Below are 21,892 nucleotides of genomic sequence, written 5' to 3'. Positions count from 1 at the left end.
GTGCCAACGGTGATCACAACGAGCGAACGAGTTCGAGCAGGAAGCGCCGGGTCTGCTCGGGCCCTATGGCAGCGGCTTTCTGCTGCTCCCACAGGATCTGATACTTGGGTGTCCGCCTGGTGTCGTCCACGTACTCGCCGCCGTCGTGCTGGTCAAGATAGACGATATCCACCGGTGGGTTCGTGTCATAGCCGAAGATCGTGTAGCTGTGTGCCTGGCCCATGTAGTAGCCGACGTCGAACGGCACGACCTGGAGCTCGACATTCGGCCGATCGATGATCTCCACCAGCCGCATGATCTGCTCCCTCATGATCTCCTTGCTGCCCGCAGAACGACGAAGCGCGGCCTCATCCATGATGAACCAGAACTGCTGCTCCGGATTGTCAAGAATCCGCTGCCGGGCCAGACGGGCATCCGTATCGCTGTCGATCTGGTCCTGGCTGCGCGATGGCCGCCACGCTCGGAACAGAGTGCGCATGTAGTTCTCAGTCTGCAGCAAGCCGTCGACCAACTTCGACTGGTGGGAGAACAACCGCTGACAGGTCGGCTCCATGTCCACCAGCAGCCGGAGGTGCTGCTGGAAGCGTGAGCGGAACCCGCCGCGCTTGGACCGGTGATCGCTCTCCTTGTGCAGGTCCTCCGCGTAGGCACGGTCGGTGTCGCTCGCCTGGTAGGCGTCCAGCAAGCCCTGCAACTCGAGGTGCTTGATCCCGCCGCCACGCTCGATGTAGGCGATCTTCTGCTGAGTGCACCGCAGCACCTCAGCGGACTGTTCTTGGGTGAACCCGGCAGCCTTCCTCAGCCGCTCGAGCTCATGGCCCAACAGGATCTTCATCACCGGAGCGGGCAACTTCTGCTGTTGCGGCTGCTGCGCCACGAACTACCTCCACCTTCCGGGCTTCGGGATCACGTTCAGTGAACCACGGATTCACCCGTTCAGTCATGTACATAACTTATGTACAAGAGTTACAGTCGCATCAGCACAGCTTGAAGGGAGCAGTGACCGATGCGCACAGAACTTAGCACCGCGATCACGAGCGCCGTGAGCGCGATACCCAGTCCGTCGTCACCGCTTCCTCGGATGTGCCGCGCCATGGACCACGGTGCGGAGCAACTGTCAGCGGGACAGCGCGTGCAGTGCGCCCGTCCGGCTCGACCCGCATCGGCGGCGGCTGGCCGAAGCGATCGAAGCGCCCCCTTTGGAGTCGCTGCGGCCACCGCCTCGTGGCGCGGCCCACGCCGTGCCCCTCTCGCTCACCCACAGGGCGAGAGGGGCACGGTCGCACCCCTCCGGCAGTCCGGGCGAGGGGAGGCCGCCGCATGAACGCGCACCGGCTCCGGTTGCCGAAACCGGGAGGCGAGTGGCAGCCGGACCCAGTCATGAACGGCTTGCTGCACCGGAACGGGCTTCCCTGGGATCAGGTGCGCCCGCCGCGCAGGAACCACCGATGTGTGGCGCAGTCCAGGCTGATGTGGACCATCGACACCACGCCGGGCAACCACATGGGAGCTGTCGAGTGGTGCGCGTGCGGCGGCGTGACGTACTCGGGGATGGCCGGTCGCTGGCTGGCGAAGAACGTGCGGCGAAGGTACTGCGGCGCGACGCTTCCGGCATGGCACCGCGCCATGACCGACCTACGCCACGGACCGGCCATCGTGTTCGCGCCTCCACTCCCCCAAGCCGATGGCACAGCGAACCCTGCCGAGCAGCCCCAGCCCGGCCGGACCACCGTCGAGACACCTGCGCCTCCGTCACAGCCGCCGGTGGTCCGGCCGCCCAATCCGCACGAGCCTGTTCAGTCGATGGCCGCGCCGATCGGCGCCCGGCGGTGGGCGGCGTGAGCAAGCCCGCGAGGACCCAGCCGATCAGAGACGACCGCCGAGAGCTCGCAGAACGAACTGACGCGCTCCTTACGCCAATTCACACCGATCGCGACAAAGAGCAGTACAGCCTGCACGAGGTGACAGATGAGCAGAGGCGGACCGACGGCCCGCGACAGAATCATCGGCGCGAAACTACGCGCGATCCGCACCAAGCGGGCCGGGATACCCCTGGAAAGAGGGGCAGAGCTGGCCGGATGGACCCCGGCGCGACTCAGCCGCACCGAGCGGGGACTGCGCTGCGTGACCACGGACGAGGTCGCAACCCTTCTCACTGCCTGGGGTATCCCAGCCAAGGATCGGGAAAAGGTGCTGGCCGAAGTTCAGTCCGACGCGTCAACAGGCTGGTGGGACCGCACGTTGCCGGGCATACCAGCCGAGGCCGGCGCCCTCGCCAGCTACGAGAACGACGCCCACGAACTGATCAACGTCTCCACCACGCTCGTACCTGGCCTGCTCCAGACCTATGAAACCGCCGTCGGAGCGATGCGCGCCGACGGCGTCCCAGCAGCAGACATCGAAACCCGATGGCTGGCTCGGCGGCGACGGCAGCAGATCCTCAGCAAGGTCGACTACACCGCCTTCATCGGCGAAGCCGCACTGCGCAGCCCTTTCGGCGGCCCAGCCGCACTCCGCGGCCAGCTCGCGCACCTCCTCGCAGCCCAAGACCGCGCCGTGCGAGTCCGGATCATCCCGGAACACCAGACGCAGGTTCTGCTCCTGCACTCCTGGCTCTGGATGGGTTTACGATCCGCCAACCCCGTCGTTCACGTCGAGCTGATGCCAGCCGCGTTCTACATCCACGACAATGACGTGAAGCCGTATGCACTCGCCTTGCAGCGCCTGGACAAGGTAGCCCTGTCACAAAACGACAGCCGCATCCTGATCACCCGGATGCTCGAGAACTATCAGTTGGCATGCATCGAGCATGGGCGACTCCGGCGGAACCCACGTCGAGGCGCAGGGCGATCTTCGGGCCCTACGGGATAGCAAGCAGCCGGCTCCGGAGCCGCAATCGCCGAACGAGCGGCAGCGCACTTTGAAGGGAGAAGTGACCGATGCGCACAAGACTTATCTCCGCGCACACGAAGGCTGTGAGCGCGCCACCTACCGCGTCGTCACTGAATCCCTGGATGCACCGCGCCGTCGGCAGCGGTGCCGAGCAGAGCTCGGCGGCACAGCGCATGCAGCGCTTCCGTCCAGTTGCTCGCCCTTCTCGAAACGCACCGTTGGCGGCTGGCCGAAGCAAAGATTCTCCGATTCGCACGGCTTGTCGGGAGGCGACATGAGCCGGACACCATCGCCGAGAAACGTTCCCAGCGACGACGTGCTGATGCGAGAGGTCATGGTTGTCAGCACGCTCATCGGCCGCTACCTGCTGACGTTGCTCGACACCGGTCGCGACGAATCGTCGGTCGACGACGAGATGGCGTTGGCCACCCGGGTGGCGTCGGTGGCAAGGAGCGTGCACGCGCGAGCCGCAGGCCGCAGGGCAGCAGCGGGGCGAGTATCTGCCGCGAGCGACGCCGAGGCTTTGGCGGTACTTCAACCACCCGTGCGATCGGAGGTCGAGTCATGATCGGCCACCACCAGAGGCTGCCGAAACGAGGCCGCGAATGGCGGCGTGACCCGCACCGGACAGGGTTGCCTCGCCGCGACGGAACCGCGTGGGACCAGGTGCGCCCGCCGCACCGCCATCACCAGTGCGTGGCGCAATCCAAGCTGGCGCCTCACAAGCATCTCCCGCACGACGACGTGCCCGAATCCGTCGTCTGCATCCAGACTGGTCGGGCCACCGTCGAGGCCCATCCGCCTCCCGCACCGTCTCCGGTGGCCCGGCCGCCCCACCACGCACGCACGCACTCGACGAAGGCGCGCACCGTTGCCGAACGGGGGCGATCCGCGGCATGAGCAGGCACGCGAAGACCGAACCGATCAACGATGACGCCCGCCTGATCGTTGCGTTGACGTCGCAGTGCTTCACCCAGTCGGTCAAGCTGGCGAACGGCTTTCCCCGCTTGTTGATCGACTACGGGGGCGCCGCCCTCGTGCTGGATGTCGCCGACCCAGGGGACGCGGAGGCGTTCGCGTTCGGGTTGGCGTACGACGCGCTCAGCTTCGGCGATCGTTGCCGTCGCCTGATGGGCGGCGGCCATGTCTAGAGCGGCAACCGAACGTGACTTGTCCTGTACGTCATATGTCCCGAACTGCGGACCGGGAAGGCCGCATGATCACGACGAGGAGTGAAAGTTGATGTTGGGAAGGAATTTGCTGGTCAGGTCGGACGTCATCGTCGACGAGGGCTGTTCCCTGACCATGGACGCAGAAGGCACCGACCACGTTCGGATTGCCTTCAGCGACGGCCACGACCCGTTCGAACTCATCCTGCATCAGAGCATCCTGGACACGATGGTCAGGTTGGGCGGAGAGACGCTGCGGAGCATCGACGCCGCCGGAACGGACGACGAATAGCCAGGTGGCACGCGAAATGACCAACATGCCCAACACCACCGATGCCCGGCTGCTTGCCGCCGCCGACGCCGCTTACGCCACATGGCGCGAGGAAGTGGGAGACCCTCGCGAACCACTCGCAGAACAAGACTCCGGCGTACGAGCGAGGTGGCAGAACGTAGCCGCAGCTGTTCTCTCGGCAGCCGCACTGCATGACGTCCTGGGCGCAAGCCGGGAGGAGACACCCGTTCCTGTGCGGTTCCAAGCACCATCACCGCAGACCGGCTCTCTGGAGGTGCCGCGATGACGACTCTTGAGATGGCCACCGGCGAAGCGACGCAGCTGATGGTGGACCACCCCGGCTGGTTCGTCACAACCGGTGGCCGTGCTCGACGAGCGTTCCAGCGCGGCGGCACGATCTGGATGATCACGGCCGAAAGCGACCGCAACCCACCTGAAGTGGACGTGGAAATCGTCCGCCACGGCACCGTTGCCGCAAACGCGTGTCCCATCATCGACACCTACGATCCCGGAACACTTCCCCTGCTACTGCGCGAACCACTGCTCATCACTGGCCTCGGACGGGTCCATCGGATTCGGAACCCCGACCTCTGGGACGCGATGCTCCCTCAGTTCTTCTGCCATCGCCGTCGAGTTGCCGACGGTGCACGCGCATACCGATCCTTCTGCAAGCGATACGGCACCGAAGTCACGACCACGGCCGGAAGCGCACTGCTCCCACCCCGACCCGACGCCGTCATCGATCTCGACGACGACGCGTTCACCCAGATCGGATTCAAGTACCAAGGACACGCCACGCGCCTGCTCGCCCAGGGATACCTCCGGCGCCTCCCTGACCTGACTTCGATGAAGCCCGTCGAGCTTTTCAAGGCACTACAGGAGATTCACGGCATCGGTAAGTGGTCCGCAGCTCGAGCCGTGGCCGACACCACTGGCGACTTCTCCTTCTACCCGCAGGCCGATTTCCAGCCGGCCTTCCACTGGGCCCAGATCGACGGCGAAGTGGGCGCGATCCTCCAGACACAAGAGGCCCTGGCTTGTTGGGAAGCGTGCACTCACGAACAGAGAGCCACCCTGACAGCGCTCACAATCCACAAGCTCCAGAGCATCCCCTCCAAGGCCGAAGCAGCCATCATCGACTCAGCCCCCAGCGGGCCCCGCTGCTGACGCCACGTAAGCCCGCATCACCAAGCTGAGTCGTGGTCGAATGCCGGAAGGCGTCGGTCCACAGTGGATTTCTAACGCACGCTGGTTGGTCACGTGGGCGGAAACCGATTGTGGAACGCCGCGACACTCAGCCCGGTTCCGCGGAGCAGGCCGCTCTCGATGACTATGGGATAGGCAGTGTCGTCCTCGAAGGGGAGGTGGGCGCAGGAGACGGAGCCCAGCGTTCAGACAGCACCGCGACGGTCAGCTCGGCAACACCCGCAACGACGAGCAGCGTCATCGCAACCGCAGGCTCACAGATCCAAGATCAGGTCGGCGATCCGGTGCGGATTGTCGGACATCGGGACGTGGCCGCTGCCGGGAATCCGGACGTGCAGCGCTCCGGGCACTCGTGTGCGGGCGCGCCCGGCCTGGCCGCCGATCAACAGCCTGTCCTTCGCACCCCAGGCGATCGTGATTGGCACCAGGTCGGCGTCGGCGTCGTCCGGAAACCGGTAGTGGCGGCTGTGGGGAAGGATTGCCGGGACACCCGGTGCGTCGGCGAACCCGCGCACCGTGCGCACTGCCGCGTCCGCGCTCAACCGCAGCGGTTTCGCGAAGTAGAGACCCAGCGCCGCGGCGCGCATCGCCGGTATCCGAAGCAGTCGAGGCAACACGGGCCGCAGCATGCGGGCCAGGGCGCGCGAGCCGCGGAGCACCGCGACCACGTAGCCGATCTCGGGACGCGACCAGAACCCGATCGGTGCCAGCGCCAGCACCGCCCGAACTCGCCCCCGCCGGGCCAGCTCCAGGGCAATCGCCCCACCCAGGGAGTTGCCCACGACGATCGGGTGGTCCAGACCGCTCTCGACGAGAAACCGTTCGACAACGTCGGTGAGCTCACGAACGCCCGGCACGGCGGTATCGGGCAGTGGCGAATCGCCGTGACCGGGTAGGTCGACCAGCACAAGCTCGCGTTGCGGCGCCAAGAGGCCGACGACCGGATCCCAGGCATGCCGGTCGTGCCCGATCCCGTGCAACAACACCACCGGCGGCCCACTCCCACGCCGGTCAACCCGCAGCTCCATATCCCTCCTGTTAACCCGAACATTCATGTTCGACTTCCCTGCACCACGAAGGGTACCTCAACTCGTACGGCACTGTTCGACTTAAGGAGTTGTGATGAGTCAGACCGCCGCCAGGCATCACGCGGTTCACGCGTCGCCGGTCAGTGCTGGTGCTGCTGTGCCTGGCGCAGTTCATGATCATCCTGGACGTGCCTGTGGTGAACCTGGCGCTGCCGGTGATCGCCGACCAGCTCACCCCGGACGGGCCGCGCTGACCTGGGTGGTGACCGCCTACACGATGTGCTTCGGCGGGTTGGTGCTGCTGGGTGGACGGCGGGCGGACGCGGTCGGCGACGGTCCGGTGGTTCGCACACTGATCGGCCGTAGGCTGGAGCATCGTGAACAGCAAGACTTCGCGACGCCAGCCGCGCGACGTCGGGACGCAGCCGGACGGGCCGCCCCGGCGCCGCGCGGACGCCGAGCGCAACATCGCCGCGATCCTGGACGCGGCCACGGCCTGCCTCAGCCGGCAGCCGCAGGTCAGCATGACCGAGGTCGCCCGCGCGGCCGGGGTCGGCAGAGTCACGCTGTATGCGCACTTCCCGTCCCGCGAGGTGCTGCTGGACGCGGTTCTCGAACGCACCATCGCGCAAGCCGGAGCGGTCATCGAGGAGTGCAAGCCGGACGAGGGACCAGCGGACGAGGCGCTGCGCCGTTTGCTGCGCTCTTCCTGGGAGGTCCTGGACCGCTATCGCCGCTTGTTCGAGGTCGCCCAGCGTGAACTAGGCCCGCCCCGGCTCCGCGAGCACCACGATCCCGCCATGACGCGGGTCGAGAAGCTGCTGACCCGCGGACAGGATGAGGGCGCGTTTCGTACGGACCTGCCGCTCGGCTGGCTGGTCACCACCGTTTACACCCTGCTGCACGCCGCCGCCGAAGACGTCAACGTCGGACGGCTCGCCCAGGACGACGCCGGCCGGATACTCGACGCCACCGTTCTTTCCGCGCTCGCGTCCCGGCAGAGCGCGGTCAGCCAGCCACACCACAGGTGACGCACGCGCCACGAGCCGCAGCGCGGAAGCCAGCAAGAACACGATGAACGCGTAGAACAACACCGCCCGCGGTCCGCAAAGTAACTCCAGAATACTCGGACAAGAATCCTGGGTGCTGCGGCAAGTCAGCACCGGTGGCGCCGCGTCACCCCCGTGGGCCCTTCCGTCTGACACGCCCCGCGGCCGACGCACACTCCTCGGCGCGGGGCCTGGTCCCGTCGGCGCGGGTGCCGCCTCGATGGCGTGTATCAACTGCCTGGCCTCAGCCCATTGCGCGCTCTGCCTCTGTGAGGCATCGGAGACGTGACCACCAGCGTCACCTTCCGGCGACGTATTCAGCGTGGCACCACACAACAGTGCAATATCGCCGGTTCCCCTTAACGACAGTTCGCCGCAGCGACATAAGCCAGCACAGATCGAGATGCTGCTGACCTTCGTGACCACCTGCCTCACCATCGACGATGCGCTGCACGGCACCGACGTTCCAACCCCGGTCACTTGACCGGGGCCGTCAGGTCAAATGACCAGGAACGTGCGTCGGTTGATGGGGTTCATGAGGCGGTCCTCCGGAACAGCCGGGCCGCGATAAGGCCGAGTGCGAGTAGCCAGTCGATGCCCAGCAGAAGCGGGACGAGGGTGTCGAAGCGGTCGGTGAGGCCGCCGTCGAGCAGCACGCGGTACGGCCCGTAACCGGGCAGGAACCACGCCCAAGTGGCGGGTTCGGTGCGCAGCATGGGGCTTTGGCCGATGCCGAGATCGAGGAACGGGACGAGGAAGGCGATCAGCACACCGCCGACCCGGCCGAACACCGGGCCGAGACACACACCGAGCAGGGCGTAGACAGCGGCGAGCAGCAGGTTCGCGACCGCGAACAGGGCCCACCGGCGGGCGTCGAACACCGCCGCGGTCACGACCAGCGAGGCCGCGGTGGTCATCAGCACAGCGGCGGCGATCACCCCGAGGCGGGCGCTCAGGAGCGCGGCGACGCGGAAGCCCGCCAACGCCAGCCGTTGGTCGCCGGTGCGGGCGTCGAGCACGATGAACAGCCCGGTGAGCACGGCGAGTGAGGCGATCGCGATCGGTGTCATGGTTCCGGCGTGCACCTCGGGCAACCAGAACGTCGGGGTGACCGGTTTCCCGTTCTCGATCAACGACAGCGTGGTGTGCTCGCCGGGCGTGACGACCTTGGACAGCCAGATGAACACCACTGGCACTGCGATGAGCAACGCCCATAGGACCGGGTTGCGGCGATAGTCCCGCAGCCCCATACGCACCCCGGTCACGACCTGTTCGACTGGGGAACCCGGCTTGCCACGGCGGTGGGCGCGGCGGGCGACACGGGTCGTGGCGGTGAACACGAGCGCGGCGACGACGAGCGCGCCGATCGTCCACGCGAGTGCCCAGCCGAAGTCACCGATCCTGCCGCCGTGGCGGGAGGGCAGGTCGACCATCCACAGCGTGACGAAGTGGGTCGGCATTCCACGGGTTGCGACGCGGTCGGGAGAGCCGAGGGCCGGACCGAAGAACACGTCGAGGATCCAGACGAACAGGATCAGCACGGTACCGTTGACCGAGTTGGGCACCATCACACCGACGAGCGCGCCGATCGCCAGGTAGACCACCGCAAACATGACCGTCCCAGCCACGACACGGCCTGGGTTGTCGATACCGGTGCGCAAGGCCAGGGCAACCAACGCCGTCCCCGCCGCCAGAGCGGCCAGTGCGAGGCCCGTGAGCAGGCGGGCGCCGACCAGGCTGGTGGTGGGCAGGCCCGCCAGCACCAGGCGCCGGTCTGTCGCCCTGGCCGCACGGGTTTGGAAGTACATGGCGATGGCGGCCAGGAATCCGGCCGCCCAGCCCGCGGCGGCGGTCTCCACCGACAAGCCGGTGCCGCCGAGCAGTTTCGCCGCGGCGGCCATCGGGCCTGCGGCGACCACGACGAACACGACGGGCACCAGCACCAGGACTAGCAGGTTGACGGGGTTGCGACGGTAGTCGGCGAGAAACGGGTGCACGAACAGCGCGGTGTCGCGCACCGGCCGCGTGAACGTCGGGATGTTCATCGCGGCACCGCCTTGCCGTGGTGGAGCCGGACGAGGCGGTCGAAGCGTTCCTCGTCGGCGACGAAGTGGCTGATGATCAACACCGAGTGGCCGGCTTCCCTCCGCTGCGCGACGAGGTCCCAGAACCGCAGGTAGGTGTCCCAGTCGAACCCGGCGTAGGGCTCGTCCAGCAACAGCACGTCGGGGTCGGCCAGCAGCGCGAGCCCGAGGTTGAGCTTGGCGAGCGTGCCACCCGACAGCTGATCGGCGCGAGTGGTCGCGTAGCGCTCGAACCCGAGCGCCGCGTACAGCGCCCGCCGGGATGCGCGTTCGGCGTCGGTGCTCATGCGGTAAGCGCGACCGAACAACTCGAAGTGCTCGTCGCAGGTCAGCCGCTCGTAGACGACCGGTTCCTGCGGGCAGTAGCCAAGCCGCCCGGTGACGGTCACCGTGCCCGCGTCCGGGCGCAGCGCACCGACTAGGACCTTCATCAGGGTGGACTTGCCCGACCCGTTCTCGCCCACGAGGCCGACCACCTCACCGCGTTCCAGTGTCAGGTCGGCGCCACGCAGCACTTGCCGGGTGCGCTGAACCGGCCAGATCCCGCGCCGGTAGCTCTTCTCGATGCCGGACGCCCGCAGGACCGGCTCGGCGGCGACAGCCTCGGCGCTCGTCGGGGTGGCGGATTCGGTGTGGCGGACCGCGGCCATGGGGTCCACTCCTTCAGGTCTTCGTCGGTGACGGACGCGGGCCGGGGTTGCCGGTGAGCAGCCCGGACAGGTATGCGGCTTCCTCGGCCGCCGCTGCGGCGGGCAGGGAGCCGGTGCCCACCGCACCGACCGACCGGGTGAGGTGACAGGCGAGTACCTGCTGGGCGACCGCGCGCAGCGCGCCCTGCACGGCAGCGAGCTGGATGAGCACGTCCTCACAGGACCGGTCCTCGGCCAGCATCCGCTCGATGCCGAGGACCTGGCCGGCAACGCGCCGCAACCGGCGGCGCAGCGGGCTCAGCTCGCCGTCGGCGCCGGGTTTCAGCGGGGTGGGTGCGCTGGTCATGGCGCGCTCCACGAGGCGATGACGTCGGCGGGCAGGCCGGTGATCCGCAGCTCCACGTTCGCGCCCGCCGGCACGGCGATGGTGAAGCGGAGTGTGCCTTCGCGGTGGTGGCCGCCTGGCCCTTGTCCCTCCCACCGCGCCCCGTCGGCGCTGATGTGGTCGACGCGCAGTTGGGCGGACGCGGCTATGTCCAGGTCCAGCGGCACGGTATGGGTGTCCAACTCGACCCGGAACGCCGCGCCCGAGGTGTCGAGCGTCAGTGGGGTCAGGGTGACCTCGACCGCGCCGGCCTGCACCGTGCGAACCGGTAGACTGGAGGCGGCCGTGTCGTCGGATCGCGCCATCCACCACGTGATTCCGGCGAGCACGACCAGTGCGACGGCCGCGCAGACGGCGATGGTGCGCCGCCGCGAGGTTGTCAGGGCCTTCATCTCTGATCGCCTCCTGCCGGGAGCGGGGCGCGGTGCAGCCGCCGGGTCGCGAGGACGATGCCGAGGGCGTTGACGGCGATGCCGACGAGCATGATCGGGACGCGGTAGTCGGTGAGGAACACCGCCACGCCGGAGACGCCGATGATCGGCGCGAGATCGGCGACGTGGTGGGCGCAGCAGGCCACCATTCCGATCGCCGAGGCCCCGGTTCCGCCGCCGGTCGCGGTCTTCATCGCGATGTCGTGCAATCGCTTGCGGCGGCGCAGCTCGACGAACAGCGCGACCTGGGTACCGAACCCGGCCAGGATCAGCACCAGCCACGGCCAGTCGTCCGCGGCCTGCTGTCCGAGGTGCGCGATGCCACCGAAGCCCCCGACGACCAGGACGTAGAACAGGCCGAGCACCGCGGCGGCGAACACCCCGACCCGAAGTGCGTTCGTGCTCATCGTGACCTCCCCGTCTGCTCGTCCACCCGTCCCCGCAGCCGGGGTAGGAACGCCGGAGTCACGGCGGCGTAAGCGGTCCACTGGTCACCGAACCGGGCGGCGACCTCCCGTTCCTCATTCCGCGCCAACCGCGCATAGACGATGAGGAGGACCGGGAACATGACCAGGGCGGGGATGGTCGGCCACTGCAGCAGGAACCCGATCATCACCAGCAGGAAACCGTCGTACTGCGGGTGGCGGACCCGCGCGTAGGGGCCGGTCGTGGCCAGGTGCTCTGTACGGGCGGCCTCGTGCAGGTGCCGCCAGGCGACCGCGATCAGCCAGAACCCGCCGCCGATGGCGACGTAGCTGGTGAGGTGGAACGGGGACAGGTGCGGGTCACCGGTCCAGCCGATCAGGTCGTTCCACAGGTGCCCGCCCGCGTGGGTGTCGCGCAGCAGCGGGAAGCGGGCACCCAGCCACGAGCCGAGCAGGTAGACGGTCAATGGGATGCCGTACATCTCGGTGAACAGCGCCACCAGGAACGCGGTGAACGCGCCCATCACCCGCCAGTCCCGCCTGCTGCGCGGCTGGAAGAAGCTCACCGCGAACAGCACGAACAACGCGGTGTTCAGGATGACCAGCGGCCACAGCCCGTATGCAGAGTCAGCCATGACGACCCCGCTGTCTCGGCTACCGCCGGCCCGTGGTGGGACCGTGCTGGTGCCCACCAGGTCGATCGTCGTGCCGGCCGGAGCCCGTGTCTCCACCGTGGCCGCCCATCATGAAGATCATCATCAGCGGGCAGGCCAGCACGATGAGTCCGAAGAGCATGGTCTGTACCGGTACCCCGGTGAAGGCGAGCCCGACGACAAGGATCGCCAAGGCGATGGCGTACATCGGCAGTTGTTGTCGCTTCATGGCGTTCTCCTTCCGAGTCGGCTTCCAGCGTCGACCGGGCGGAACAACGGGAAATAGAGCACAAAGTCCTATCTCACATAGTAGATATACCCTACCCCCGCTCGGTACCTCCACGGAGGATGAGACGCAGCACGGCACGTCCCGGAGGGAGTCCGTCATGAGCGTCGCAGACGTAGTGGTGCTGGTGTCCGCGGCCGCGGTCATCGCCGCGCTGGGCTGGTACTTCTTCGGCCCCCGCCGAGCACGAACAGCGCGGCTGATCGGTGGGGTGCAACGCGTCGAGATCACGGTGCGCGGCGGCTACCGACCCGACGTCATCTGGGTCCGTCAGAACGTACCCCTGGAGCTGGTCTTCGACCGCGAGGAAAGCGGCGACTGCACCTCACACGTGGTGTTCCCCGATCTCGGCGTCAACGCCGCGCTTCCCGCCTTCGCCCGCACGACCGTGCGCGTCGACCCCGCACGTGCGGGCCGGTTCGGGTTCGCCTGCGGCATGAACATGATCCACGGCACACTCGTGGTCGATCCGGCCGACGAACGCCAGGACGGCACGCCGGAGACCACCGCAGCGCGAAACGGGAGCACGACATCGAGTTCCACCGCTCGCTCCGCCGCGGACGAGGAAGCCGCACGAGCCCAGGAGCGGCACGCGGAGATCGCCGACCTGACGCGACGGGTGGTCGTGGGCGGGATCCTGACGCTGCCTGTGTTGTTCGCGGTGATGGCGCACGAGCTGTTCGGGGCTGAATGGGTGCCCGGCGTCCTGCTCAACCACTGGGTTCAGCTCGCCTTGATCACACCGGTCATGGTCTACACCGGCTGGCCGATCCACCGCACCGGCTGGCTCACGCTGGCCCACCGCTCAGCGGACATGAACAGCCTCATCACGCTGGGCACTGTCGCCGCGTACAGCTTCAGCCTGCTCGTCACGCTCGCGCCCGGGCTGCTCCCCGAAGATGTCCGCGAGGTCTACTACGAAGCCGTCGGCGTCATCCTCACCCTGATCCTGCTCGGCCGGCTCCTCGAAGCCCGTGCCAAGGCCGGGACCGGTGAGGCCATCCGTGCCCTGCTCGGTCTGCGAGCCCGCACGGCGCGGGTCATCCGCGACGGTGCGGAATCCGAGATCCCGGTCGACGAGGTCGTCGTCGGTGACGAGATCGTCATCCGCCCCGGCGAGAAGATCCCCGTCGACGCCACCGTCCTCACCGGATCATCCGCCGTGGACGAGTCGATGGTCACCGGCGAACCCATCCCGGTCACCAAGCACTCCGGGGACACCGTCATCGGCGCCACCATCAACACCATCGGCTCCCTGCACGTCCAGGCGGCCAAGGTCGGCGCCGACACGATGCTGGCCCAGATCATCCGCATGGTCCAGCAGGCGCAAGCTTCGAAAGCCCCCATCCAGCGGCTGGCCGACGCCACCTCCACCTACTTCGTGCCCGCGGTCATCGCCATCGCCGTCGCCGTCTGGTACATCGCGGGCCCGCCCCCGGCGCTCACCCTCGCCCTGGTCTCGGCCGTCGCGGTCCTGATCATCGCCTGCCCGTGCGCTCTCGGGCTCGCCACCCCGCTGTCCATCATGGTCGGCACCGGCAAGGGCGCTCAGGCAGGCATCCTCATCCGTTCCGCCGAAGCGCTGGAAACCGCGCACAAGCTCGACCATCGTGCTCGACAAGACCGGGACCATCACCGCGGGCAAACCCGCCCTCACCGACATCCGCACGATCGGCACGATCACCGAGGACGAGCTGCTCGCCCTCGTGGCCGCGGCGGAAGCCGACAGTGAGCACCCACTGGCCACGGCGGTCGTCGCAGGAGCACGCTCCCGCGACCTGGTAGTGGCTGCGGCCACCGGATTCGGCTCGATCACCGGCGGAGGTGTGCGGGCCACTGTCGACGGCCACGCCGTGCTCGTCGGCACGCGCCGACTACTCGCCGATGCCGGCATCGACACGAGCGGACTCGACCTGACCGCCGCGGAACTGTCCGCCCAGGGCAAGACGCCCATCCTGGCCGCGGTGGACGGCAGGCCCGCGGGTGTGCTCGCGGTCGCCGACACCATCAAAGACGACTCCCTGGCCACGATCGCCGCGCTGCACCGGCTCGGCCTCGACGTCGTCATGATCACCGGCGACAACGCACGCACCGCCGCCGCCATCGCCCGTCAGGTCGGCATCCGCCGCGTGCTCGCCGACGTGCTCCCCGAACACAAAGCCGACGAGGTGTGTCGGCTGCAAGCCGAAGGCAGGCGCGTCGGCATGGTCGGCGACGGCATCAACGACGCGCCCGCCCTCGCCCAGGCCGACATCGGCCTCGCGATCGGCACCGGCACCGACGTCGCCATCGAAGCCGCCGACATCACCCTCATCTCCGGCTCACTCACCGGCGTGGCCACCGCGATCCGGCTCTCCCGCGCCACCATGCGCAACATCCGCCAGAACCTGTTCTTCGCGCTGATCTACAACGCCATCGGCGTCCCCATCGCCGCAGGCGCCCTCTACCCACTCCTCGGCCTCCGCCTGTCCCCCATCCTCGCCGCTGCGGCCATGGCAATGAGCTCGCTGTCCGTCGTCGGCAACGCCAACCGCCTCCGCCGTCACCGACCCGCGACACTCCCCACGAGCGACGTCATCGATGTAAAGCCGCGGGCCCACACCGGCGAGCAACATCATCATGAGAGAGAACAAGGACCGGTCACCACTCGTACGAGATCGCATGGACGCTGAGCCTTCGCTCCTACCTGGGGTAGTAGGTCGTAACAGTGACGGCGCGGCCCGCCGAACTCGGCTACCAAAAGTGAGAAGCCGCTGACCGTTCGTCCACACAGGTCACGAAGCGGGCCCGACCCCTGTCGCGGCCGGGTTTCGGCGCCTAGGGTTCGACGGCACGGCTGGTTCGTTGGAGAAGGTCATGCGGATGTCCACAATTCGGCGTTTTGTCGCAATCTCCGTCAGCTTCGTGCTCACGGCGCTGTCCGTGGCACCGGGCTCGGCCACCGCGGGGCAGTCCGACGACCGCGGACTGGTCGAGCTCCAGATTCTCAACGTGTCGGACTTCCACGGGCAGCTCGACCCGCTCAACGTCTCCGGGGTGAGCGTGGGCGGGGCGGCCGCCCTGAGCGCGTACTGGCAGGCCGACCGGCAGGCGAACCCGAACACGCTGCTGCTCACGGCCGGTGACGCGGTCGGCGCGAGTCCGCCGCTGTCCTCGTTCTTCGATGACGAGCCCACCATCCGGTTCATGAACTACGCCGGGTTCACCGCCGACACGTTCGGCAACCACAACTTCGACCGCGGCCTCGCCCACCTCCAGGACCAGATCGACCTCGCCGAATTCGACTACGTCTCGGCGAACCTCACCAACCTGCGGGACAACCTGCACGGCGTGAGCCCCTACGTGATCAAGAAGGTCGACGGGGTCCGGGTCGCCGTCATCGGCGTGACGAACCCGGAAGCACCGACGCTGGTCGCGCCAGGCCACCTCGGCACCATCGAGATCACCGATCCCGCGGCCGCCGCGATGCGTGCGCGGGCGGACGCCGCCCGGCACGGCGCCAAGGTCTTCATCGCCATCGGTCACCTCGGGATCGAAGGCACCGACGCCGACGGCAACCCGGCCGGCCCGCTGACCACCTTCGCCGAAGCGGTCCGCGGCTTCGACCTGATCCTCGGGGACCACACCAACGTTCTGTACAAGAACACGATCAACGGCGCCCTCGTGCTGGAAAACCTCAGCAAGGGAGCGACCTACGCCCGCACCACCCTGACCTACGACCCCCGCCGGGGCGGCCACGTGGTCGACGCGACCTCGGAGTTCGTCACCCCGGTCACCAGCGCGGTCACCCCCGACCCAGCCGTCGCGGCGCTGCTCCAGCCCTACCGCGACGAACTCGCCACCCAACTCGACGGGGTGATCGGGGTCGCCACCGGACTGTTCGAACGCGGCAGCAACATCGAACGGATCCGCGAGGTGCCGCTCGGCGACCTGGTCGCCGACGCACTGCGCACCAGGTACGGCACCCAGATCGCGTTCACCAACGGCGGCGGGCTGCGCTCCCCGCTCCCCTCCCCCTCCTACCTCCCGCGCGACACGACCCTGCGACGACCCAGCCCCGGCTACGCGGCAGGCCCGCCCTACGACGTGGTAACCGGCGACGTCTTCTCCGTGCTGCCGTTCGGCAACCAGTCGCTGACCCGCACCGTCACCGGCACCCAGCTGTGGGCGGTCCTCGAACGCAGCGTCTCCTCGGCACCGAACGCCTTCGGCGGGTTCCTGCAGATCTCCGGCTTCGGCTTCACCTACGACTCGTCACGACCCGCCGGGTCCCGCGTGCTGTCGGTGACCCTCGGCGACGGAACACCCATCGGCAAGGACGCGACCACCTACACCGCGGTCACGAACGACTTCACCAACGCGGGCGGCGACGGATACACCGAACTCGCCGACGGCCAAGGCACCACGCGCGACCTGATGGCCAGCGACCTCCTGGCGTACATCCAAAGCAGCGGCACGATCTCGCCCACGGTGGACGGACGTATCGACGACGTGAACCGACTCGACGCGTAGGCCGAAGGTGGCACGGACCTACGTCTGCTGGCTCGCGCCGACGTGGTCACGCGGTGTCCACGCGAAGGCCGCGCCAGCAGCGCGGGTGAGCAGGGATGCCGGCACGGCGAGGGAGATCGTGTCGCGGATGGCAATCGTGGCGCGATTGGACGTCTGTAGGAGGTTCGCGAGCCGTCCGGAGAAGCGAGCCATCCTTTCCGTGCGCGGGCGGCGGGCCGCGTCGTAGACACGCAAGCCTTCGTCGACGCCGCTATCGTCCACGGCGGACGCGAGTACGACGGCGTCCTCGATGGCCAGGCAGGCGCCCTGCCCGATGTCCGGTGTCACGGCGTGGGCGGCGTCGCCCAGCAGTGCGACGCGGCCGCGGACGAAGCTGGGTAGTCGCGCGTGGAGGTAGTAGACGTCATGGCGCAGCAGCGTGTCCTCTGGGGTTGCGGCGATCAGCTCGGGAATCGGCTCGTGCCAGTGTTGGAAACGTTGCGCGAGCATGTCGAGCCCGTGTTCTGGTTTGGCGTGTTCGGTCATGTTCTCGCAGGCGAACCAGTAGGTCTGTCCGCCGCCCAGTGTGGCGATGCCGAATCGGGCGCCTTTGCCCCAGGTCTCGGTGAGGATCGCTGGTACGGAACGGGAGTTGGGCACGAGGCCGCGCCAAACCGTGTATCCGGCGTAGGTCGGGCCGGGATAGTCGGGGAACAGTGTGGCGCGGAGGTGGCTGTTGACGCCGTCGGCCGCGACGACCAGGTCCGCGGTCTCGGAGACGGTGCCTGCCGTGGTCTGGAAGGTTACGGTGGCGGTGTCGGCGTCCGTGGTGATCGTCGTGGCGCGGTGGCCGGTGTGGAGGGTGTCCGGGTTGAGTCGTCGTGCGAGAACGTGGTGCAGTTCGGCTCGGTGAAGTGCGTAGAACGGTGCGTCGTAGCGATCTTCGATGTCGGTACCCGGTAGACGGGTGAGGCGTCGGCCTGATCGGGTTCGGATCTCCAGGGCGTCCTGGCGGCGGCCGTGTTCGCGAAGGCCTTCACCCAGGCCGAGACGGTCCAGTGCTTTCACGGCGTTGGGGGCGATCCCCACCCCGGCGCCGACGGGTCCGATCTCCGGTGCCTGTTCGTAGACCTTGACCTGCCAGCCCGTGCGCTGCAGGGCGTTGGCCGCGGTCATGCCCCCGATTCCGGCGCCGATGACGATTGCCTTCCTCATGTGTCCTCCGGTGGGTCGCCGCGCTGCTGGGTCACCAGCGAGAGCACGGTCGTGGCGAGTAGGTCTGGGGCATCCGATGGGCTGATGCGGCCTGCGTCGGCTTCGTCGGCTGCGGCGTGCAGGACCGCGTAGAACGTGGTGACGAGCCAGCCGAGCGGTAGGTCGGTGCGGAACTGGCCGTCGTCCTGGCCACGGCGGATCAGCTGGTCGACGTGGTACAGGGTTCGGTCGTGGTGGCGGCGTAGACGTTCGGGGCCGAGTTCTGCCAGCGCGGCGGTGCGCAGGCGGCGGAAGCGGTCGAGGATGGGCCAGGACGTGCGGACGAGGCGCTCGAGTGCGACGTCGGCCGGGTCGCGGTCGAGCGCGAGAGCGGTCAGTGCCTCGTCCGTCTGCGTGATCGCGTGGGTGATGACGGCGTCGATCAGCTCCTCGCGGGACGGGAAGTGCCCGTACAGGGTGGCCCGGCGCACGCCCGCGGCTGCCGCGACCTCGGCCATCGAAGGCGACTGGCCGCGGCCGAACAGATCGCTCGCCACGTCGATGATGGTCGCAATGTTGCGTTCGGCGTCGGCGCGGCGCCGGTGTTCCACATTGGACAAGGTGGCCTCCTCATGGCGAGTGCTGGTCACCGAACATTCTCGCGAGGTGACGCTCGTCGGCGGGGAGGGGCTGCTGCGCGACCGCCCATGCCGCCGCGGCGACCGTGCAGGCGAGCCCGGACCGGGTGGCAACCCCAATACCGGCGAGGGCAGCGACGAGGGTGAGGTACCGCGGGTTTCGGTTGCGCCCGGCCCGGGAGACCAGTGCACCCGCCACTGCGACCCCGCCGACCATGGCCGGACGAGCCCGAAGTGGCAGAGGCCAGGTCCGGCGACGGACGGCCAGCGCGTAGGTACCGGCATTCGCCAGGAGGGCGCTGAAGGTCACCGCCACCGTTCTGGGCGTGAGCGTCTCGTTGTCCCAGTAGTCGGCGGCCACTCTGCGGACGGCCCGGGCGGCGGTCAGGGCGGCGGCCGCCGCGAACGCCGGTTCGAGGAGTCTGCGCACGTCAGTGTCCGTGGCCGGTGACGGCACGGGGGCGGCCGCCTGGCACGAGTGCGACGGCGACGAGCGCGGCAGCCGCAGCGGCGATCCCGCACGCCAGGTAGGCGTCTGCGAAACCGTCGACGTCCGATGTGGACGCGATGCTGGCGGCGGCCACTGTGGACACCATGGCGACGCCGATGCTACCGCCGAGTTCGTGGAAGGTGTTGACGACACCGGATGCCACGCCTGCCTCGCCGTGCGGGACATTCGCCAGGGTCGTGGTGGTCGCGGTGACGAACGCGGGCCCGATGCCGAGCGCGGCCAGCAGGAAGCCCGGCAGCACCTCGGTGTAGACGTCGCCGTCTGGCGAGATCCCGCTCAGCAGGACCGCGCCGGCCGCGGTGAGCAGGAAGCTCGCGACCGCGATCGGGCGGCCGCCGATCCTGCTGATCAGGTGGGCGGCCAGCTGCGCTCCGATGGTGATGGCGATCGCGACCGGCAGGAAGATCAGCCCGGTCTTCAGCGCGCTGAACCCGCGCACGTGCTGGAAGTACAGCGACGTCAGGAAGAACAGTCCGAGCAGCAGCCCAGTGGCCACCAGCATGAGGAACGTGCCGGACACCACCGGCCGCCGCGCCATCGTCTCCGGCCGCATCAGCGGCGCCGCGACCCGGGACTCGACCAGCACGAACACGACATACCCGGCCACCGCCGCCACGAGCGGCACAAGCGTGCCCACCGCGCCCCAGCCGCCGTCACCGGCGTTGACCAGGCCGTAGATCAGCAGGCCGGTGGCCACGGTGACCACGAGTGCGCCGGGCACATCGAGCCGCTGCCGCTGCTCCCGCGCCCGGTCGGCCCGGATAACACCCGGCACGGTGGCCGCAACCAGGATGCCGATGGGCACGTTGACGAAGAACACCCATTCCCAGCCCGGTCCCGAGGTCAGCACGCCGGAGACGAGCACGCCGAGCGCGGCGCCGGTGCCGCCGATCGCCGCCCAGATCCCCAGCGCGCGGTTGCGCTCGGTGCCGTGGAACGCGGTGGTGATGATCGACAGCGCGGCCGGGGACATCAGCGCCGCGCCGACCCCCTGCACCGCCCGGCCCGCGATGAGCAGGGCACCACTCGTCGCGAGCCCGCACACCAGGGACGCGGCTGTGAACAGCGCCAGCCCGGCCAGCAGCACCCGACGGGCGCCGACCGCGTCGGCGAGCCTGCCGCCGAACACCATCAGCCCGCCGAACACCAGCGTGTACGCGGTCACCACCCAGGTCAGCGCCTCCCGGCCGAGCCCCAGCTCGGCGCCGATGCTGGGCAGCGCCACCTGCACGACCGTGATGTCCACGATCAGCATCAGCTGCGCGAGGCACAGCAGGACGAGCGCGGTCCACCTGCGCGGGTGCGGTGGCGCGCCGACCGAGGCATGTCCGTGACCCATAATCTTCCCCTTAACTTGGACACTGTTGTCCAAGTTAATACGCCTAGGGGGTATCCGGTGTCAAGCAAGGCCTGATTGGATGCGGCTTCCGCCGGAGGCTCAGCCGACGATGCGGCGGATGATTGTGATCGGGCCGATGTTGTCGATGGCGCCGACCTTGACGTTCTGACCGAAGGTCGGGGCGTGGACCACCCGCGTGTTGTCGATGGCGATCGCCACGTGGGACACCGGCTGGTAGTAGAAGATCAGGTCACCGGCACGCACGTCGGAGCGCGCCACCTGGATGCCCACCGTCGCCTGCTGGCGCGACACCCTCGGCATGCTCACCCCGGCTGCACGGAACGCGGTCTGCACGAGCCCGGAGCAGTCATAGGAGTCCGGTCCGACAGCACCCCACAGGTACGGCTTGCCTATCTGGGCCAGGGCGAACTCCAGCATCGCACCGGCGTTCCCTGCGGGCAGGGCCACGTCATCGCCGTAGTCATCAGCGCTTTCCAGCAACGCCCGCTGCTCCGGCGTGAGGTTGTCGAGCGCGGCACGCACCTCGCGGATCTGCGCGTCCAACTCGGACCTGCGCTGCCGCACCTCGGCCACGCCTGCCGCCACCGCGGCATGCGCCGACTTGGCCGCAGCCTCCGCGGCATCGGCACGTTTGGCAGCGGCCTCGGCCTGCTCCAGCGCAGCATCCCCCTGGCGAGAACCACCCGAGAGGTGCGCGGCCAGGGTCGAGGCCTCGAGCTTGCCGAGCAGGTCGTCCGGGCTGGTGCTCGTAGCGAACGCAGTGAGCGCGTCGAGGTCCTTGCGCGCGGACAGCGCGGCGGCGACCCTGTCGATGTCCTGGGCCGCATTCGCCTCGTCACGGGCCCGGTCGGCTGCTGCCCTGGCGTCGTTCGCGGTCTTCGTCGCCGCGTCCGCTGCCTGCTGCTGGACGTCCAACTCCTCCTGGACGATCAGGAGTTCCTCGTTGACCCGCTCGGCCTCGATGCTCAGGTCGTAGTAGTGCGCGAGCAGCCCGGCCACCGTGGTCGGCTGCGCCGAGGCCGGCGACGGCGCGGCCAACGTCGTGGCCAGCAGGATGCCGACCGCAACGCCGGCCAGCGAAGCAGGCAGTCCGCGCACCACGGCTCCTTCCGCAAGGGACGTCTCGCGCCATCATCCGGCATGAATCG

23 protein-coding genes and 1 pseudogene are annotated in these 21,892 nt (G+C 68.5%); 8 read left to right on the top strand and 16 right to left on the bottom strand.

What is annotated here, in order from left to right; translation table 11 throughout:
• Window positions 1-13 precede the first annotated feature (13 nt).
• The 3 genes from ACIBVP_RS37930 to ACIBVP_RS37920 form a co-directional block, all read right to left on the bottom strand.
• Window positions 14-877, bottom strand: a complete 864-nt coding sequence (locus tag ACIBVP_RS37930; protein ID WP_396111310.1) for a helix-turn-helix domain-containing protein — start codon at window positions 875-877, stop codon at window positions 14-16.
• A 541-nt stretch (window positions 878-1,418) separates the two neighbouring features.
• Window positions 1,419-1,655: a hypothetical protein gene (locus tag ACIBVP_RS37925; protein WP_396111309.1), complete on the bottom strand. Its 237-nt coding sequence runs from the start codon at window positions 1,653-1,655 to the stop codon at window positions 1,419-1,421.
• A gap of 141 nt (window positions 1,656-1,796) precedes the next feature.
• Complete coding sequence (locus ACIBVP_RS37920; RefSeq protein ID WP_396111351.1) at window positions 1,797-2,006, bottom strand: hypothetical protein; 210 nt, start codon at window positions 2,004-2,006, stop codon at window positions 1,797-1,799.
• Between ACIBVP_RS37920 and ACIBVP_RS37915 the strand changes: the two genes are divergently transcribed.
• The 5 genes from ACIBVP_RS37915 (at window position 1,969) to ACIBVP_RS37895 (ending at window position 5,520) form a co-directional block, all read left to right on the top strand.
• Window positions 1,969-2,871, top strand: coding sequence for a helix-turn-helix domain-containing protein (locus ACIBVP_RS37915; RefSeq protein ID WP_396111308.1), 903 nt, complete (start codon window positions 1,969-1,971; stop codon window positions 2,869-2,871). The two genes, ACIBVP_RS37920 and ACIBVP_RS37915, sit on opposite strands and share 38 nt — an antisense overlap.
• A 61-nt stretch (window positions 2,872-2,932) precedes the next feature.
• Window positions 2,933-3,460: a hypothetical protein gene (locus tag ACIBVP_RS37910; protein ID WP_396111307.1), complete on the top strand. Its 528-nt coding sequence runs from the start codon at window positions 2,933-2,935 to the stop codon at window positions 3,458-3,460.
• Between the two features lie 328 nt (window positions 3,461-3,788).
• On the top strand, window positions 3,789-4,043 hold the full coding sequence (locus ACIBVP_RS37905; RefSeq protein WP_396111306.1) for a hypothetical protein: 255 nt from the start codon (window positions 3,789-3,791) through the stop codon (window positions 4,041-4,043).
• 88 nt (window positions 4,044-4,131) lie between these two features.
• Window positions 4,132-4,353 (top strand): hypothetical protein, encoded by a 222-nt coding sequence (locus ACIBVP_RS37900; protein WP_396111305.1) that lies wholly within the window; start codon window positions 4,132-4,134, stop codon window positions 4,351-4,353.
• Between the two features lie 282 nt (window positions 4,354-4,635).
• Window positions 4,636-5,520 (top strand): hypothetical protein, encoded by an 885-nt coding sequence (locus ACIBVP_RS37895; RefSeq protein ID WP_396111304.1) that lies wholly within the window; start codon window positions 4,636-4,638, stop codon window positions 5,518-5,520.
• A 293-nt stretch (window positions 5,521-5,813) separates the two neighbouring features.
• On the opposite strand, the gene ACIBVP_RS37890 is transcribed toward ACIBVP_RS37895, so the two are convergent.
• On the bottom strand, window positions 5,814-6,548 hold the full coding sequence (locus tag ACIBVP_RS37890; RefSeq protein WP_396111303.1) for an alpha/beta fold hydrolase: 735 nt from the start codon (window positions 6,546-6,548) through the stop codon (window positions 5,814-5,816).
• Window positions 6,549-6,964: 416 nt separating this feature from the next.
• On the opposite strand from ACIBVP_RS37890, the gene ACIBVP_RS37885 reads away from it, so the two are divergent.
• Window positions 6,965-7,618: a TetR/AcrR family transcriptional regulator gene (locus tag ACIBVP_RS37885; protein WP_396111302.1), complete on the top strand. Its 654-nt coding sequence runs from the start codon at window positions 6,965-6,967 to the stop codon at window positions 7,616-7,618.
• 551 nt (window positions 7,619-8,169) lie between these two features.
• On the opposite strand, the gene ACIBVP_RS37880 is transcribed toward ACIBVP_RS37885, so the two are convergent.
• Genes ACIBVP_RS37880 through ACIBVP_RS37850 form a run of 7 tightly spaced genes read right to left on the bottom strand, consistent with a single transcriptional unit; the run spans window position 8,170 to window position 12,358 of the window.
• Complete coding sequence (locus ACIBVP_RS37880) at window positions 8,170-9,681, bottom strand: ABC transporter permease (RefSeq protein WP_396111301.1); 1,512 nt, start codon at window positions 9,679-9,681, stop codon at window positions 8,170-8,172.
• Complete coding sequence (locus ACIBVP_RS37875; protein ID WP_396111300.1) at window positions 9,678-10,370, bottom strand: ABC transporter ATP-binding protein; 693 nt, start codon at window positions 10,368-10,370, stop codon at window positions 9,678-9,680. Before ACIBVP_RS37875 ends, ACIBVP_RS37880 begins: the two co-directional genes overlap by 4 nt.
• Before the next feature lie 13 nt (window positions 10,371-10,383).
• The gene (locus ACIBVP_RS37870; RefSeq protein WP_396111299.1) at window positions 10,384-10,716 is read right to left on the bottom strand and encodes a metal-sensitive transcriptional regulator; all 333 of its coding nucleotides are present in this window, start codon (window positions 10,714-10,716) and stop codon (window positions 10,384-10,386) included.
• Window positions 10,713-11,147: a hypothetical protein gene (locus ACIBVP_RS37865; RefSeq protein ID WP_396111298.1), complete on the bottom strand. Its 435-nt coding sequence runs from the start codon at window positions 11,145-11,147 to the stop codon at window positions 10,713-10,715. Before ACIBVP_RS37865 ends, ACIBVP_RS37870 begins: the two co-directional genes overlap by 4 nt.
• Window positions 11,144-11,593: a hypothetical protein gene (locus tag ACIBVP_RS37860; RefSeq protein ID WP_396111297.1), complete on the bottom strand. Its 450-nt coding sequence runs from the start codon at window positions 11,591-11,593 to the stop codon at window positions 11,144-11,146. Before ACIBVP_RS37860 ends, ACIBVP_RS37865 begins: the two co-directional genes overlap by 4 nt.
• Window positions 11,590-12,246: a methyltransferase family protein gene (locus ACIBVP_RS37855; RefSeq protein ID WP_396111296.1), complete on the bottom strand. Its 657-nt coding sequence runs from the start codon at window positions 12,244-12,246 to the stop codon at window positions 11,590-11,592. The genes ACIBVP_RS37860 and ACIBVP_RS37855 overlap by 4 nt, the downstream gene beginning before the upstream one ends.
• 19 nt (window positions 12,247-12,265) lie before the next feature.
• On the bottom strand, window positions 12,266-12,358 hold the full coding sequence (locus tag ACIBVP_RS37850) for a hypothetical protein (protein ID WP_396111350.1): 93 nt from the start codon (window positions 12,356-12,358) through the stop codon (window positions 12,266-12,268).
• On the opposite strand from ACIBVP_RS37850, the pseudogene ACIBVP_RS37845 reads away from it, so the two are divergent.
• Window positions 12,357-15,222: pseudogene (locus ACIBVP_RS37845) on the top strand (heavy metal translocating P-type ATPase). The gene ACIBVP_RS37850 and the pseudogene ACIBVP_RS37845 overlap by 2 nt on opposite strands.
• A gap of 232 nt (window positions 15,223-15,454) precedes the next feature.
• Entirely contained in the window at window positions 15,455-17,062 is a 1,608-nt protein-coding gene (locus tag ACIBVP_RS37840) for a bifunctional metallophosphatase/5'-nucleotidase (protein ID WP_396111295.1), read from the top strand.
• Between the two features lie 18 nt (window positions 17,063-17,080).
• Here the strand turns inward: ACIBVP_RS37840 and ACIBVP_RS37835 are convergent, their stop codons facing one another.
• The 5 genes from ACIBVP_RS37835 to ACIBVP_RS37815 all read right to left on the bottom strand — a co-directional run bounded on the left by ACIBVP_RS37835 (window position 17,081) and on the right by ACIBVP_RS37815 (window position 21,842).
• On the bottom strand, window positions 17,081-18,256 hold the full coding sequence (locus ACIBVP_RS37835; protein WP_396111294.1) for an FAD-dependent monooxygenase: 1,176 nt from the start codon (window positions 18,254-18,256) through the stop codon (window positions 17,081-17,083).
• Window positions 18,253-18,846 (bottom strand): TetR/AcrR family transcriptional regulator, encoded by a 594-nt coding sequence (locus tag ACIBVP_RS37830; protein WP_396111349.1) that lies wholly within the window; start codon window positions 18,844-18,846, stop codon window positions 18,253-18,255. The genes ACIBVP_RS37835 and ACIBVP_RS37830 overlap by 4 nt, the downstream gene beginning before the upstream one ends.
• Before the next feature lie 19 nt (window positions 18,847-18,865).
• Window positions 18,866-19,303: a hypothetical protein gene (locus tag ACIBVP_RS37825; protein WP_396111293.1), complete on the bottom strand. Its 438-nt coding sequence runs from the start codon at window positions 19,301-19,303 to the stop codon at window positions 18,866-18,868.
• Window position 19,304: 1 nt separating this feature from the next.
• A complete protein-coding gene (locus tag ACIBVP_RS37820; protein WP_396111292.1) occupies window positions 19,305-20,723 on the bottom strand; it encodes an MFS transporter in 1,419 nt (472 codons plus the stop codon).
• A gap of 99 nt (window positions 20,724-20,822) precedes the next feature.
• Entirely contained in the window at window positions 20,823-21,842 is a 1,020-nt protein-coding gene (locus ACIBVP_RS37815; protein WP_396111291.1) for a C40 family peptidase, read from the bottom strand.
• Between the last annotated feature and the right edge of the window lie 50 nt (window positions 21,843-21,892).

The organism is Actinophytocola sp. NPDC049390, from assembly GCF_044466355.1.
Lineage (GTDB): Bacteria > Actinomycetota > Actinomycetes > Mycobacteriales > Pseudonocardiaceae > Actinophytocola.
The sequence above is the reverse complement of the archived record's forward strand: the minus strand, read 5'-3'. Positions and strand labels throughout refer to the sequence as shown.

Coding starts and splice junctions, on each gene's coding strand:
- ACIBVP_RS37865 (WP_396111298.1), bottom strand. CDS start 11,147: ATGAAGGCCCTGACAACCTCGCGGCGGCGCACCATCGCCGTCTGCGCG.
- ACIBVP_RS37835 (WP_396111294.1), bottom strand. CDS start 18,256: ATGAGGAAGGCAATCGTCATCGGCGCCGGAATCGGGGGCATGACCGCG.
- ACIBVP_RS37925 (WP_396111309.1), bottom strand. CDS start 1,655: ATGGCCGGTCCGTGGCGTAGGTCGGTCATGGCGCGGTGCCATGCCGGA.
- ACIBVP_RS37895 (WP_396111304.1), top strand. CDS start 4,636: ATGACGACTCTTGAGATGGCCACCGGCGAAGCGACGCAGCTGATGGTG.
- ACIBVP_RS37905 (WP_396111306.1), top strand. CDS start 3,789: ATGAGCAGGCACGCGAAGACCGAACCGATCAACGATGACGCCCGCCTG.
- ACIBVP_RS37855 (WP_396111296.1), bottom strand. CDS start 12,246: ATGGCTGACTCTGCATACGGGCTGTGGCCGCTGGTCATCCTGAACACC.
- ACIBVP_RS37920 (WP_396111351.1), bottom strand. CDS start 2,006: ATGATTCTGTCGCGGGCCGTCGGTCCGCCTCTGCTCATCTGTCACCTC.
- ACIBVP_RS37820 (WP_396111292.1), bottom strand. CDS start 20,723: ATGGGTCACGGACATGCCTCGGTCGGCGCGCCACCGCACCCGCGCAGG.
- ACIBVP_RS37870 (WP_396111299.1), bottom strand. CDS start 10,716: ATGACCAGCGCACCCACCCCGCTGAAACCCGGCGCCGACGGCGAGCTG.
- ACIBVP_RS37915 (WP_396111308.1), top strand. CDS start 1,969: ATGAGCAGAGGCGGACCGACGGCCCGCGACAGAATCATCGGCGCGAAA.
- ACIBVP_RS37875 (WP_396111300.1), bottom strand. CDS start 10,370: ATGGCCGCGGTCCGCCACACCGAATCCGCCACCCCGACGAGCGCCGAG.
- ACIBVP_RS37850 (WP_396111350.1), bottom strand. CDS start 12,358: ATGATGGGCGGCCACGGTGGAGACACGGGCTCCGGCCGGCACGACGAT.
- ACIBVP_RS37860 (WP_396111297.1), bottom strand. CDS start 11,593: ATGAGCACGAACGCACTTCGGGTCGGGGTGTTCGCCGCCGCGGTGCTC.
- ACIBVP_RS37880 (WP_396111301.1), bottom strand. CDS start 9,681: ATGAACATCCCGACGTTCACGCGGCCGGTGCGCGACACCGCGCTGTTC.